Source organism: Streptomyces sp. NPDC059524 (assembly GCF_042749255.1).
GTDB classification, from domain to species: domain Bacteria; phylum Actinomycetota; class Actinomycetes; order Streptomycetales; family Streptomycetaceae; genus Streptomyces; species Streptomyces xanthii.
Window position 1 is genome coordinate 1 of record NZ_JBHYTK010000193.1, and the last position, 13,077, is coordinate 13,077.

The 13,077-nt window shown below is 71.6% G+C and carries 13 protein-coding genes and 1 tRNA gene; 12 read left to right on the forward strand and 2 right to left on the reverse strand.

Translation table 11 applies throughout. From position 1 onward, the window contains the following. Positions 1–41: 41 nt before the first annotated feature. Entirely contained in the window at positions 42–2,126 is a 2,085-nt protein-coding gene (locus tag ACFW9D_RS34380) for a hypothetical protein (protein ID WP_384628647.1), read from the reverse strand. Between the two features lie 363 nt (positions 2,127–2,489). On the opposite strand from ACFW9D_RS34380, the gene proB reads away from it, so the two are divergent. The 5 genes from proB to ACFW9D_RS34405 all read left to right on the forward strand — a co-directional run bounded on the left by proB (position 2,490) and on the right by ACFW9D_RS34405 (position 7,568). Further along, positions 2,490–3,596: a glutamate 5-kinase gene (proB, locus tag ACFW9D_RS34385; RefSeq protein WP_384628667.1), complete on the forward strand. Its 1,107-nt coding sequence runs from the start codon at positions 2,490–2,492 to the stop codon at positions 3,594–3,596. Positions 3,597–3,828: 232 nt separating this feature from the next. Continuing rightward, positions 3,829–4,308, forward strand: coding sequence for a hypothetical protein (locus ACFW9D_RS34390; RefSeq protein WP_188338974.1), 480 nt, complete (start codon positions 3,829–3,831; stop codon positions 4,306–4,308). Positions 4,309–4,395: 87 nt separating this feature from the next. Continuing rightward, positions 4,396–5,676 carry a glutamate-5-semialdehyde dehydrogenase gene (locus ACFW9D_RS34395; RefSeq protein WP_188338975.1) on the forward strand — a complete coding sequence of 427 codons (1,281 nt, stop codon included), beginning with the start codon at positions 4,396–4,398 and terminating at the stop codon, positions 5,674–5,676. 89 nt (positions 5,677–5,765) lie between these two features. Continuing rightward, a complete protein-coding gene (locus tag ACFW9D_RS34400; protein ID WP_384628652.1) occupies positions 5,766–6,353 on the forward strand; it encodes a hypothetical protein in 588 nt (195 codons plus the stop codon). 111 nt (positions 6,354–6,464) lie between these two features. Beyond that, complete coding sequence (locus ACFW9D_RS34405; protein WP_384628655.1) at positions 6,465–7,568, forward strand: hypothetical protein; 1,104 nt, start codon at positions 6,465–6,467, stop codon at positions 7,566–7,568. 30 nt (positions 7,569–7,598) lie between these two features. Here ACFW9D_RS34405 and ACFW9D_RS34410 read toward each other — a convergent pair whose 3' ends face one another. Beyond that, positions 7,599–8,699: a M48 family metallopeptidase gene (locus tag ACFW9D_RS34410; protein WP_384628658.1), complete on the reverse strand. Its 1,101-nt coding sequence runs from the start codon at positions 8,697–8,699 to the stop codon at positions 7,599–7,601. A 128-nt stretch (positions 8,700–8,827) separates the two neighbouring features. On the opposite strand from ACFW9D_RS34410, the gene ACFW9D_RS34415 reads away from it, so the two are divergent. From ACFW9D_RS34415 to ACFW9D_RS34445, 7 genes are all read left to right on the forward strand, one after another. After that, on the forward strand, positions 8,828–8,968 hold the full coding sequence (locus ACFW9D_RS34415) for a hypothetical protein (RefSeq protein ID WP_188338979.1): 141 nt from the start codon (positions 8,828–8,830) through the stop codon (positions 8,966–8,968). A gap of 140 nt (positions 8,969–9,108) precedes the next feature. Continuing rightward, positions 9,109–9,273 (forward strand): hypothetical protein, encoded by a 165-nt coding sequence (locus ACFW9D_RS34420; protein ID WP_188338980.1) that lies wholly within the window; start codon positions 9,109–9,111, stop codon positions 9,271–9,273. A gap of 44 nt (positions 9,274–9,317) precedes the next feature. Further along, positions 9,318–9,980 carry a nicotinate-nucleotide adenylyltransferase gene (gene nadD, locus ACFW9D_RS34425; protein WP_188338981.1) on the forward strand — a complete coding sequence of 221 codons (663 nt, stop codon included), beginning with the start codon at positions 9,318–9,320 and terminating at the stop codon, positions 9,978–9,980. Positions 9,981–10,006: 26 nt separating this feature from the next. Then, on the forward strand, positions 10,007–11,632 hold the full coding sequence (locus ACFW9D_RS34430; protein ID WP_384628661.1) for an LCP family protein: 1,626 nt from the start codon (positions 10,007–10,009) through the stop codon (positions 11,630–11,632). A gap of 140 nt (positions 11,633–11,772) precedes the next feature. After that, positions 11,773–12,207 (forward strand): ribosome silencing factor, encoded by a 435-nt coding sequence (gene rsfS, locus ACFW9D_RS34435; RefSeq protein WP_384628664.1) that lies wholly within the window; start codon positions 11,773–11,775, stop codon positions 12,205–12,207. Continuing rightward, on the forward strand, positions 12,204–12,851 hold the full coding sequence (locus ACFW9D_RS34440) for a histidine phosphatase family protein (protein WP_188338984.1): 648 nt from the start codon (positions 12,204–12,206) through the stop codon (positions 12,849–12,851). The genes rsfS and ACFW9D_RS34440 overlap by 4 nt, the downstream gene beginning before the upstream one ends. A gap of 134 nt (positions 12,852–12,985) precedes the next feature. Next, positions 12,986–13,058, forward strand: a tRNA-Ala gene (locus ACFW9D_RS34445). The last annotated feature ends 19 nt before the right edge of the window (positions 13,059–13,077 follow it).

A 13,077-nucleotide genomic window follows, 5' to 3' on the forward strand; every position in this document is an offset into this window, starting at 1 on the left:
CGTCTGCTCGGACCGGCCCGCCCCCTTCGTGTTCCGCGAGGTCAGCCGGCGACCGTGTTCTCCGGCGCGTCCTCGTCGACCAGGGTCACCTGCTCCGCGGGGGAGTCATCGCGTTGTATCGGAATCTCCGCGGCCTCCCGGGCCTCGGCCCGCACCCGGCGCTCGTCGGCGCGGCCGCACAGGGCGCGCACCGCGCCGTTGAACCGGTCGATCGACGGCGGGTCCGACGGGCCGAGCAGGTGCTCCTTCAGCTCCAGGCGGGCCTCGGCGTACACGTCCTCGGTCTCGCCGCGGACGGTCGCGAGCAGCCGGGGCACCTCGACCGCCTCGGGCGTGAGGATCGTCGCCGCGCTCACGGTCGGGAAGCCGAGCCGGAACTCGGCCTCCGACAGGCCGGAGGTGTTGGCGACGGCGTACGGCTTCTCGCTGCTCAGCCAGTCGGAGACCACCGAGGAGACGTCGGAGATCAGCACGTCGGCCTGGTTGAAGCAGGTGAAGATGGCCGGACGGGCCTCGGTGACGATCAGGTGCTCCCACTCGGGGAACGAGGCCCAGTACGCCTCCTCCCACGCGGTCGTCGCCGCGCGCACGGCGGCGCTGCGGCCCGGGTCGGGCTCGCCCTGGAGCATCATCCGTTCCATCTCGTCCGCGCTGGAGCGGAACGAGGTGGAGGTCAGCCGGTGCAGTTCGGCGGCGCGCTCGGTGAGCTCGGCGGCGGCGCGGGCGTCGGGCCGGGTGCCGGAGCGGCGCGCGTTCGCCTCCTGGATCATCGCCTTGATGCGCTCGTTGGCGGCGCCCGCGGCGGGGACCTGGGAGCCGGTCATCGGGTGCGGCTTGTAGATCAGCCGGACCCGCTCGTCGGCGAGCAGGTGCCGCACGATGTTCTCACCGGCCAGGACCACCGAGGTGTTGCCCGGGTTGCCGTCCCAGCCCTCCCAGGTGGGGGCGTACAGCACGGTGGTGAAGGGCTTGTCCTGCGCGGCGCCCGTGCCGATCTCGATCGGCGACAGCTGCGGGCGTCCCACCTCCACGACGTCCTTGTCCTCGACGCCCACGTCGGCCTGCTGGTAGCGGTCGCGGGCCGCGGGGCCCGCCACCCACACCTCGTCGTACGCCTTCGCGTACGGGTTGCAGGAGCTCAGCTTGTCGGACTCGCCGTGGTTGATGAACGCGTGCTTGATCGTCGGGATGCGCAGGACCTGGGAGGTCTTCGCGGCGTTCGCCGGGTGCAGCATCATCTTCAGCGTCGAGTTCTCCAGGGAGAACATCGTGGCGACCTTGGGGAAGCAGATGATCGGCACGTCGGTGGCGTCGATCTTGTTCACCATGAAGCGCTCGCGCAGCACGATCAGCGGCTTGCCGTCGACGTCGGCGAGGGTGGAGAGCCACATGTTCGCCTGGTACGCGGAGGTCGTGCCGCCCGAGAAGTACATGGCGACGGTCGGCCGGTAGGCGGCCAGCCACTCGTCCAGCCACGCCATGACCCGCTCGTCGGAGAGCCGGCGCTTCTTCGGGAGCAGCCAGGTCGCCAGGTAGAACGTTCCGCCGAGGAACAGGGCGAGCGCGACGCCGATGCCGATGCCACCCCACAGCGCGTTCGTCGTGGCCGCCGTCACGAGCAGGCCCGCGGTGGCGGGGATCGAGAACGTCAGCAGGCGGTGGCTGGAGCGGCGCGACAGGATCCGCGGCGGGGCCGAGGACAGGCGCAGCGCCGAGGTGTCGATGTTGCGCGTGACGATCGGCAGCTGGCGGCGCCGGCGGACCAGCACGGCGGCGGCCTGGCACGCGAAGTGCAGCACGTACACCCCGAGCAGCGCGATCAGCAGCGGGGCCTGCTCGCCGAGCGGCTCGATGCCGTCGATGCGCAGCAGGCCGACGAGGATCAGCATGTCGCGCAGCAGCTGGCGCACGGTGACGTCGAAGCGGACCTTGCCCAGGAGCGAGAGCAGACCCGGCTGCCGGTACTGCAGATACACGTCGAGGGCGAGGCCGGCCGCGCTCGTGGCCACGAACAGCGGTACGTGGGGCACGAGCGCACTGACGAGCTGGGCCGCATAGAGCGCGAACATCGCGAACAGCGCGGAGAGCTGCAGGATGCGGCGGGGGGCAAGTCCGGCGGAGGGCACGGGCTGGGCTCCTGGCAGGAATTCGAGGGTGGGGGAGGCGTGTGGGGTGAGGATCCCGGCGGGTTGGGGGGCCCGTCGGACGAACGCTGACCACAGACCGTATGACTTTCGGTGCCCCCGTAGCAATCTTCCGTGACACCAATCACCAGTAAAATGGATAAAACGTACAGAACGCGGGGGCGGGCATTCTGATCACACAACTGTGCGACTGCTGCGCGTCACGGTGTCCGCTCTGCGAAACCGGAAAGCGTCCGAGGCGCCCGGTCGCGTAGATTGCGGAGCATGTCAGGGGCAACAACAGGGGCGGCAACAAGCGTGACAACCGGGGCAACGACCGAGGCGGCGGGCACGACACGGCAAGGCGTGGCGGACGCCCGCCGGATCGTCGTCAAGGTCGGCTCCTCCTCCCTCACCACCGCTGCCGGCGGCCTCGACGCCGACCGCGTCGACGCCCTCGTCGACGTCCTCGCCCGGCACCGTTCCGGCGGCGAGAAGGAGATCGTCCTCGTCTCCTCCGGCGCCATCGCCGCCGGACTCGCCCCCCTCGGCCTCACCCGCCGCCCCAAGGACCTCGCCCGCCAGCAGGCCGCCGCCAGCGTCGGCCAGGGCCTCCTCGTCGCCCGCTACACCGCCTCCTTCGCCCGCTACGGCGTCCGCGTCGGCCAGGTCCTGCTCACCAGCGACGACATGGCCCGCCGCGCCCACCACCGCAACGCCTCGCGCACCCTCGACCAGCTCCTGGCCATGGGCGCCCTCCCGGTCGTCAACGAGAACGACACGGTCGCCACCGACGAGATCCGCTTCGGCGACAACGACCGGCTCGCGGCCCTCGTCGCCCACCTCGTCCACGCCGACCTCCTGGTCCTCCTCTCCGACGTCGACGGCCTCTACGACGGCGACCCCAGCAAGCCCGGCACCTCCCGCATCGCCGAGGTCCGCGGCCCCGCCGACATAGCGCACGTCAAGATCGGCTCCGCCGGGAAGGCCGGCGTCGGCACCGGCGGCATGGTGACCAAGGTCGAGGCCGCCTCCATCGCCGCCGCCGCCGGCATCCCCGTCGTGCTGACCTCCGCCTCGCACGCCGCCGACGCCCTCGCCGCCCGCGACACCGGCACCTACTTCCACCGCACCGGCCGCCGCAGCGCCGACCGGCTCCTCTGGCTCCAGCACGCCTCCACCCCGCAGGGCGCTCTCACCCTCGACGCGGGCGCCGTGCGGGCCGTCGTCGAGCGGCGCACCTCGCTGCTGCCCGCGGGCATCGCGGCCGTCGAGGGCGAGTTCAGCGCCGGTGACCCCGTCGAGCTGCGCGACGAGACCGGCCGGGCCGTCGCCCGCGGCCTCGTCAACTTCGACGCCAAGGAGATCCCCCAGCTGATCGGCCGCTCCACCCGCGAGCTCGCCCGCGACCTCGGCCCCGCCTACGAGCGCGAGGTCGTGCACCGCGACGACCTGGTCCTGCTGCGCCCCTGACCGCCAGGAGACCGTCCGGACGGTCCGGCCGAACCGTACGGACCGGGCCCGGCCGAACCTTCGAAACAGCCCGGCCGGACCTTCGAAACAACCCGGCGAGACGGCCGAAAGCCTGCCTCCCGTGGGGGACCTTCCCCAAAACCGCCCCACGAGGCTCTGTCGCCTGCTCAACTCTTTGCAGGGAAGTACCAACGCAGCCAGTCCGCACGACCATTGCGCAAAGGAGGCCGTCGTGAGACGAGCGCGCCCGGGGGCGACGTCCCGAGGGTCGGCGGAGCGGACGCTGACGAGCGTGGCCGCGGGGGAGACCTTCCCCACCCAGAGCCCGACCCCGGACACTCCCCCCGACGCCGACGGGACCACCGACGAAGGCCCCCGCCTGTGGCACGTCACCCTCAGTGTCTCCGGCACCGAGGCCCCGATCGCCGAGGTCCGCCGCGCCCTGGAGCAGCTCGCCCACGACCACCCCTTCCTGCTGACCAGCCGCTACGCCGCCGACCACGCCGAGATCCGCTACTGGGAAGAGGCCCGCGACCTGCACGACGCGGCCGCCGTCGCCCTGCGCCTGTGGGGCGAGCACCGCAGGACCTCCCGGCTGCCCCCGTGGGAGATCGTCGGCCTGGAGGTCATCGACCGCCGCACCTACCACCAGCGCATCGCCGCCGGCTACGGCCCGCTCCCCGCGACCCCGGTCGGCATCCACCCCTTCTGACGTGCCGGGACCACACCCGTTTTCGGCCATGTCTCACCCCCCGGAACAGCGGCTGGACACCCCGCCGTGCCCAGTACCCTGCGGGGTATGACGCTCAACCCGTACGACTCGATGACCCCGGTCACGCAGGCCGCCTACCGCGCCCGCGCCGCCGCCCACGACATCGCCTCCCTGCCGCGCGCGGAGAAGGACGACGCCCTCGGCGCCATCGCCGACGCCCTCGAAGTCCGTACGGCCGAGATCATCGAGGCCAATGCCAAGGACATCGCCAGGGCCCGCGAGGCCGGCACCAGCGAGTCGATCATCGACCGGCTCACCCTCACCGCCGAGCGCATCCGCGCCATCGCCTCCGACGTCCGCGACGTCATCGCCCTGCCCGACCCCGTCGGCCAGGTCGTCCGCGGCAACACGCTGCCCAACGGCATCGACCTGCGCCAGGTCCGCGTCCCCCTCGGCGTCGTCGGCATCATCTACGAGGCCCGGCCCAACGTCACCGTCGACGCCGCCGCCCTCTGCCTCAAGTCGGGCAACGCGGTGCTGCTGCGCGGCAGTTCCTCCGCCTACGAGTCCAACACCGCGCTCGTCCGCGTCCTGCGTGACGCCGTCGGCGGCTCCGGACTGCCCGCCGACGCCGTCCAGCTCGTGCCCGGCGAGTCCCGCGACTCCGTCACCGAGCTCATGCGCGCCCGCGGCCTCGTCGACGTCCTCATCCCGCGCGGCGGCGCCTCGCTCATCAAGAACGTCGTCGAGAACTCCACGGTCCCCGTCATCGAGACCGGCACCGGCAACTGCCACGTCTACGTCGACGCCACCGCCGACCTCGACATGGCCGTCGACATCCTGATCAACTCCAAGGCCCAGCGCCCCTCGGTGTGCAACGCGGCGGAGACCCTCCTCGTCCACCGCGACATCGCCGACGCGTTCGTGCCCCGCGCCCTCGACGCCCTCGCCGACGCCGGAGTGACCGTCCACGCCGACCCGCGGATCCTCTCCTACGCCGAGGGCTCCAAGGCCACCGTCGTCGAGGCCACCCCCGAGGACTGGGACACCGAGTACCTCTCCTACGACATCGCCGCCGCCGTCGTCGACGACCTCGACAAGGCCGTCGAGCACATCCGCCTGTGGTCCTCCGGCCACACCGAGGCCATCGTCACCACCTCGCAGCAGGCCGCCCGCCGCTTCACCCAGCTCGTCGACTCCACCACCGTCGCCGTGAACGCCTCGACGCGCTTCACCGACGGCGGCCAGTTCGGCTTCGGCGCCGAGATCGGCATCTCCACCCAGAAGCTGCACGCCCGCGGCCCCATGGGCCTGCCCGAGCTGACCAGCACGAAGTACATCGTCACCGGCGACGGCCACATCCGCTGACCTGTGCGGACCCGGGGCAGGCGGCGGGGAATTCCGGTGAATTCCCTTACCGTCTGCCCAAATTGACCCTTCCGGTCTACTCTGGTCGGGTGCCGGAGGACGTGGGGGGCACGCCGTTCCCGGACGGCAGGGAGCCCGACGACGACCACGACCGCGGGGGCTGGGACGAAGAGTTCGCCTCCGTGGTCTTCGACGAGGACTTCGTGAAGGCCGCCGAGGTCCACGAGCCCACCGCGGTCGAGCGCCTGCTCGCCGCGGCCCAGGCCCGCGCCGAGGCCCAGGAGGCCGAGGCCCGCCGCGCCCGCACCCGCCGCGCCCTCGACGATGACTTCCCCGACGACGGCTACGGCTACGACGACACCGGAGAGTTCGGCCCCCTCCACGACGACGCCGACGACCTCTACGAGGAAGAGCTCGACCGCGACCGCCGCAGCGGACTCCTCCCCGGCGGCATGACCCGCTGGCGCCGCCCCGTCGCCTGGGCCCTCGCCCTCCTCATGGGCGTCGGCATGGTCGCCCTCGCCTTCACCGCCGTCTACCGCGGCGCCTCCGCGGGCCGCTCCGACCGCGTGCCGCCGCCCGCCACGACCGAGCTGGAGAAGAACCTCCCGGCCCGCCCCTCCGCCTCCGCCGAGCAGCCCCGGCCCGCCGTCTCCGCCGTCCCGCGCACCCCCTGACCCCGCCCTGACCAGCGGGTGCGCCACCGCGCAAACTTGACATGTACCAGGGCCCCGCAGCGAAGCCGCCCAGGACGTTTACCGGAGCGCGCCGCGACCTACCCTGAAGGTATGGGCGGGCCAGGAGACCCACCGGACGGAACGCCGGACGGCGCCCCGGGCGGTGGCGGAGCGAGCGAGGACGAATACCGATCCGTCGTGTTCGACGAATCGTTCGTCCGGGCTGCCCGCCTGCAGGAATTCTCCGCCGACGAGCGCATCGACGACCACACCCCCGCCGTCCGCCGCACCCCCACCCTGCGCCGCGGCCTCACCCGCCAGGCCGTCCTCCTCGTCGTCCTGGTCCTGCTCGCCTTCGGCACCGCCCTCTACATGGGCGTCCGCAGCCCCTACCGCAGCGCGCCCCTCGCCGCACGCCACGTCGACCCGCTGCGCATGACCGTCATACCCCTCGCACCCACCGGCCCCGTCCCCGGAGCCGACGGCGCCGGCGAACTCTTCGCGCACAGCCCCGCCGCCTCGTTCGCCACCGCCGCCGACGGCATCGACGAACCCCGCGACACCCACGGCACCGCCCACTTCTCCGACGGCCAGGTCCGCACCGCCCTGGACCTCGCCAAGCAGTACCTCGTCGCGTCCATGCTCGACCCCGACGTCCTCACCGGCGGCGCCGTCCGGCCCGTCCGCGCTCTCGTCGACCCCCAGCAGCTGCCCCAGTTCGACCGCAGCCTCGCCCACCCCGCCGCCGACGGACGCTACGCCGCCACCGGCTGGCTGCTCCGCTTCGACCCCGGCCAGGTCCGCCTCGCCGGCTCCGGCATCCGCGTCCACGGCACCCTCGACGTCGACGAGACCGACGCCAACAGCCTCGACGTCCTCTCCGACCACACCTTCGTCTACGCCCTGCGCCCCGCCCACGGCGACCGTGACGCCCGCGTCTCCCTGTTCACCGTGCGCCGCGCCGTGCACTTCCGCTTCGACCGCGACGACCTGCGCGGCCGCACCGCCGAACTGCTCGCCTCCACCGTCCAGGCCGGGCCGCTCGCCTGCGCCACGGACTCCTCCGCCCGGCTGCACCCCCTGCTCGCCGGGCAGCGCGCCGGACACTCCGGGGAGCAGGACCGCCCGGCCGGCACCGACCCGTACGCGACGGGCGGCCCGGCCGCGCTGTGCGGGGCGCTCGCACCGAGCGCCCAGCCCTCCCTCAAGCCCTGAACCCGCTCCGCGGGCCCCGAGGCCTGCGGATCACGCGTCCTCGTCGGTGCCGTGATTCCCGCTGTTGCCCCCGCCGTTCCCGTTCCCGGAGCCGTTCGCACCGAAGTTCCCGAAGCCGCGCCGCACCCGGCCGCCCAGGTCACCGGCACCGCCCGCGAGGTCGCTGACCAGCTTCATCAGCGGGTCCTTCGAGTTCTTCACGTGGTCCGTGTAGTGCGCGGCCGACTCACGGAACGAGTCCGACACCTTCGTGTCCTTGTCCTCGTCGCGGCGCGGGTAGTGCCCGTCCATCAGCCGCTGGTAGTCCCGCGTCTCGGACCACTTCTTCAGCTCGGCCGCCCGTACCGTCGTGAACGGGTGCGAGCGCGGCATCACGTTCAGGATCTTCAGGACCGAGTCCCGCAGATCGCCCCCGGCCTCGTACTCCTCGGCCTGCTTCAGGAACGCGTCCACGTTCATCTCGTGCAGGTGGTTGCCACCCGCGATCTTCATCAGGCCGCGCATCGACGCCTGCAGGTCCTGGCCGACCAGGAGACCCGCGCGGTCCGCCGACAGCTCGGACTTGCGGAACCACTCGCGCAGCGCCGTCACGATCGCCATGATCGCGAGATTGCCCAGCGGAATCCACGCCACCCGCAGCGCCAGGCTCGTCAGGAACAGCAGGATCGTCCGGTAGACCGCGTGCCCGGACAGCGCGTGCCCGACCTCGTGGCCGACCACGGCCCGCATCTCCTCCTCGTCCAGGAGCTCGACGAGACCCGTCGTGACCACGATGATCGGCTCGTCCAGGCCGATGCACATCGCGTTCGGCTGCGGGTCCTGGTTCACGTACATCGGCGGGACCTTCTCCAGGTCCAGGATGTAACAGGCGTCCCGCAGCATCGCGTTCAGATGCGCGAACTGCTCGTCGGACACCCGCACCGAGTCCGACAGGAACAGCAGGCGCAGACTCCGCTCGGGCAGCAGCCCGCTCAGCGCCTTGAAGACCGTGTCGAAACCGCTCAGCTTGCGCAGGGCGACCAGCGCCGAGCGGTCCGCCGGGTGCTCGTACGCCCGCGAGGAGATCCCCGGGAAGCGCCGGCGCTGCCTGCTCGGAACGTTGTCGTGCTGCTCGTTCGGTACGTCGGGCATGCGTCCCCCATGTCGATGGCCGGTCGATCCTGTCGACGGCGTTTCGGTGTTCGGTTGTGCCCCCGAGGCGGAGTCCACCCTAGGCGGAGATACCGTGGCGGGGCAGCACACAGAAGGAGCGAACCGTCATGGATCATGCCGAACACCTCATCGCCGCCGCGGCCCAGCAGGGCGCGGGCAATCTGTTGCGCATCGTGATCGTGGTGTCCGTCCTCGGTGCGGTGCTTCTCGCCTGGTTCCTGCTGCGCGGCTACAAGCGAGACGAATGACACCACCGGGATGGTTCCGGGCACGCGCGGCGATCCGTGGCGCCCGTACGGCAGAGTCGGCGTGAGCCCCGAGGAGGGGCCCGCATACGATGGGTCAGAAATCTTTATCCCGATCCCACACCGGATAGGTCCTGCTGAAGATGAGCCTCCACGCCACCGCTGCCCAGCTGGCCACTCTCGCTGCCGAGGGCGGCGAGCACGGCGGCAACCACGAGAGCATCAGCCCCCTCATGACGGGCGGCGCCGCGCTCGTCATCCTGCTTCTGCTGCTGTGGATCACCACCCGCTTCAACCGCGACCGCTGATCCCGGGCGAGGGCACGGGAACCGGGCCAGTAGGCTCTGCTCGCATGGGAGCGCAGGACATGCCTACCGGCCCGGTCAACAACCCGGCCGGCGGCCCGGATCGCGAGTGGGACTCGCCCGCCAAGCGGCGCCTCGGCGTCATGGGCGGAACGTTCGACCCGATCCACCACGGACACCTGGTGGCGGCCAGCGAGGTCGCCGCACAGTTCCACCTCGACGAGGTGGTCTTCGTGCCGACCGGACAGCCGTGGCAGAAGAGCGACAAGCACGTGTCGCCGGCCGAGGACCGCTATCTGATGACGGTCATCGCGACCGCCGAGAACCCCCAGTTCTCGGTGAGCCGCATCGACATCGACCGCGGCGGCCCCACCTACACCACGGACACCCTGCGTGACCTGCGCGCGCTCAACCCGGACACGGACCTCTTCTTCATCACGGGCGCCGACGCCCTCAGCCAGATCCTGACCTGGCGGTACACCGAAGAGCTCTTCTCCCTGGCACACTTCATCGGCGTCACCCGGCCCGGCCACACACTGGCCAACCCCGGGCTCCCCGAGGACGGCGTCTCGTTCGTCGAGGTGCCCGCGCTCGCGATCTCGTCCACAGACTGCCGTGACAGAGTCGCCAAGGGCGACCCCATCTGGTACATGGTGCCGGACGGTGTGGTGCGCTACATCGACAAGCGCCAGCTGTACCGCGGCGACTGAACCCTGCACCGCCGAGAGGGGCATCGGTGAACGACCGATACGACGGTTACGACCAGCAGAATTACGAGCTGGTCGGCTACGACGAGTTCGGCCGGCCTGTCTACCGGCAGGCTCAGCAAGCGCCGTCGTACGAGCAGAACGCAGGGTACGGATACGGCTACGACCCGTACGCGCCCGGGCAGCAGCAACAGCAGCAGCAAGCGCCGCAGCCGCCGCAGCAGCAGCCGCAGTACGACCCGTACGCCGGCCACCCGCAGCAGGACGGCGGCTACGACCCCTACGGCGCCGCCTCCGGCACGGCTCAGCAGCCCCGGCAGACCGAGCAGGCCACCGCGTACATCCCGCAGCAGGCGCCCGCGCCCGCCGGGCCGGAGCGCCGTGAGGACCGCGACTACCGCACCGAGCAGTTCGACTTCGTCGAGGAACCGGACGAGAACTCCGAGGACGTCATCGACTGGCTCAAGTTCACGGAGTCGCGCAGCGAACGCCGTGAAGAGGCCAAACGGCGCGGCCGCAACCGGATCACCGCCCTCGTCGTCGTCCTCGCCCTGTGCCTCATCGGCGGCGTCGGCTACCTCGGCTACCAGGGCAAGCTGCCCTTCCTCGGCGGCGACGACGCCAAGAAGGACGGCCCCGCCGCGGCCGGACCGCAGAACCGCGACGTGATCGTCGTCCACCTGCACAACACCAAGGGCGGCGGCACCTCCAGCGCCCTCCTGGTCAACAACACCACCACCGGCCAGGCCACCACCGTCCTGCTGCCCAACGCGCTCGCCCTCAGCGGCGAGGACGGCAGCGCCACCACGCTCGCCAAGTCCGTCGACGAGGACGGCTCCGCCGGCACCGGCGACTCCATCGACACCCTCCTGGGCACCGACATCGAGGGCACCTGGCGCCTCGACACCCCCTACCTCAACAACCTCGTCGAACTCGTCGGCAACATCGAGGTCACCACGAACACCGACGTGCCCGACCCCGCCAAGAAGGGCACCTTCCTCGTCCACAAGGGCCAGGAGCAGACCCTCTCGGGCCCGGCGGCCGTCGCGTACGCCACCTACCGCGCCAAGGGCGAGGCCCAGACCGCGCAGCTCCTGCGGTTCGGCCAGGTCATGCAGGGCGTCCTGCGCAAGCTGTCCTCCGACCCGCAGGCCGCGACGACGACCGTCCAGACCCTCGCCCAGATCCTCGACCCCTCGCTCACCGAGAAGGACCTCGGCGCCTTCCTCGCCAAGCTCGCCGACCACGCCAAGGAAGGCGACTACAAGACGGCGCTCCTGCCCGTCGGGCAGGACGGCACCCTCTCCGAGGCCGCCGCGAACTCCGTCGTCGAGGACGTGCTCGGCGGCACCGTGAAGGCCCCCGCCGAGGGCGACGCCCTGCGCGTCGGCGTCAAGAACGCCACCGGCGACAAGGACCGCTCCGAGAAGGCCCGCATCACCCTGGTCAACGGCGGCTACACCTTCGTCGAGGCCGGCACCGGCACCACCGCCGCCACCTCCCAGGTCACCTACGCCGACGCCGCCCGCAAGAACGACGCCGTCGAGGTCGCCAAGACCCTCGGCCTCCCCGCGAGCGCCGTGAAGAAGGGCAAGGCGGCGGCCAACGCGGACGTCACCGTCGTCATCGGCCAGGACTACACCGGCGGCAACTGAGCCCCGACCGGCGCCCCCGCGGCGGGGCGCCGGTAATGCCGTGAGGCGTGTCGGCGGGTCGTGAGACCCTTGGAGTACCCGCCCGTGCGGGCCCGCACGGGCCACGCCGGGGGTCCTGACCGCCGACCGAAAGCCTTGTAGTGACCGCCACCGACCGTTCCATCGAGCTCATCACCGTCGCCTCCCAGGCGGCCGCCGACAAGCTCGCGCACGACATCATCGCCTACGACGTCAGCGACGTGCTGTCCATCACGGACGCCTTCCTGCTGGCCTCGGCGCCCAACGACCGCCAGGTCAAGTCGATCGTCGACGAGATCGAGGAGCGGCTCAGCAAGGAGCTCGGCGCCAAGCCCGTGCGCCGCGAGGGCGACCGCGACGCCCGCTGGATCCTGCTCGACTACGTCGACATCGTCGTCCACGTCCAGCACAGCGAGGAGCGCGTCTTCTACGCCCTCGAGCGCCTGTGGAAGGACTGCCCCGAGCTCGACCTGCCCGAGGACGCCAAGGCCACCCGCGGCAAGGCCGCCGAGCACGCCGAGCAGACCGCCGCCGCCGACGCGGGGGAGCTGCTTTGACCCGCTCCGCACGGGGGCGGCGGGTCATCCTCTGGCGCCACGGCCAGACGTCCTGGAACCTGGAGCGCCGCTTCCAGGGCTCCACGGACATCGAGCTGACCGAGACCGGCCTCGCCCAGGCCCGGCGTGCCGCCCGGCTCCTCGCCTCCATGAAGCCGGACGCGATCGTCGCGTCCGACCTCAAGCGGGCCGCGGCCACCGCCGCCGAGCTCGCCACCCTCACCGGCCTCGACGTCACGCACGACGAAGGCCTGCGCGAGACGTACGCCGGTGAGTGGCAGGGCCTCACCCACGAGGAGATCATCGCGCGCTACGGCGAGCAGTACGCGGCGTGGAAGCGCGGCGAGCCCGTGCGGCGCGGCGGCGGCGAGCTGGAGACCGAGGTCGCCGACCGGGCCGCCCCCGTCGTGCTGCGTCACGCCGACAAGCTGCCCGAGGACGGGCTGCTGGTCGTCGTCAGCCACGGCGGCACCATCCGCACCACCATCGGCCGTCTCCTCGGCCTGGAGCCCCACCACTGGGAGAGCCTCGGCGGCCTGTCGAACTGCTGCTGGTCGGCCCTCGGCGAGGGCGCCCGCGGCTGGCGGCTGCTGGAGCACAACGCGGGCACGCTGCCCGAGCCGGTCCTCGGAGACGACGACTGACCCGGCCCGCCCACGACGGTGAGGCCGGTCCCCGCGGGCCACGGGGACCGGATTTCACTTTCTGGCTGGTGGCAGGCTAAAGTTCTTCTTGTTCGGCCCGCCGGGGAGAAACCCGGAGGGAAGAACAGAAGCAAGGGGCTATAGCTCAGTTGGTAGAGCGCCTGCATGGCATGCAGGAGGTCAGGAGTTCAATTCTCCTTAGCTCCACAGCAGATCCCGCCCGATC

What these genes read in the sequence shown, in the direction of transcription:
- ACFW9D_RS34395 (WP_188338975.1), top strand. Translation starts at nt 4,396, where the DNA reads ATGACGCTCAACCCGTACGACTCGATGACCCCGGTCACGCAGGCCGCC.
- nadD (WP_188338981.1), top strand. Translation starts at nt 9,318, where the DNA reads ATGGGAGCGCAGGACATGCCTACCGGCCCGGTCAACAACCCGGCCGGC.
- ACFW9D_RS34415 (WP_188338979.1), top strand. Translation starts at nt 8,828, where the DNA reads ATGGATCATGCCGAACACCTCATCGCCGCCGCGGCCCAGCAGGGCGCG.
- ACFW9D_RS34420 (WP_188338980.1), top strand. Translation starts at nt 9,109, where the DNA reads ATGAGCCTCCACGCCACCGCTGCCCAGCTGGCCACTCTCGCTGCCGAG.
- ACFW9D_RS34405 (WP_384628655.1), top strand. Translation starts at nt 6,465, where the DNA reads ATGGGCGGGCCAGGAGACCCACCGGACGGAACGCCGGACGGCGCCCCG.
- ACFW9D_RS34410 (WP_384628658.1), bottom strand. Translation starts at nt 8,699, where the DNA reads ATGCCCGACGTACCGAACGAGCAGCACGACAACGTTCCGAGCAGGCAG.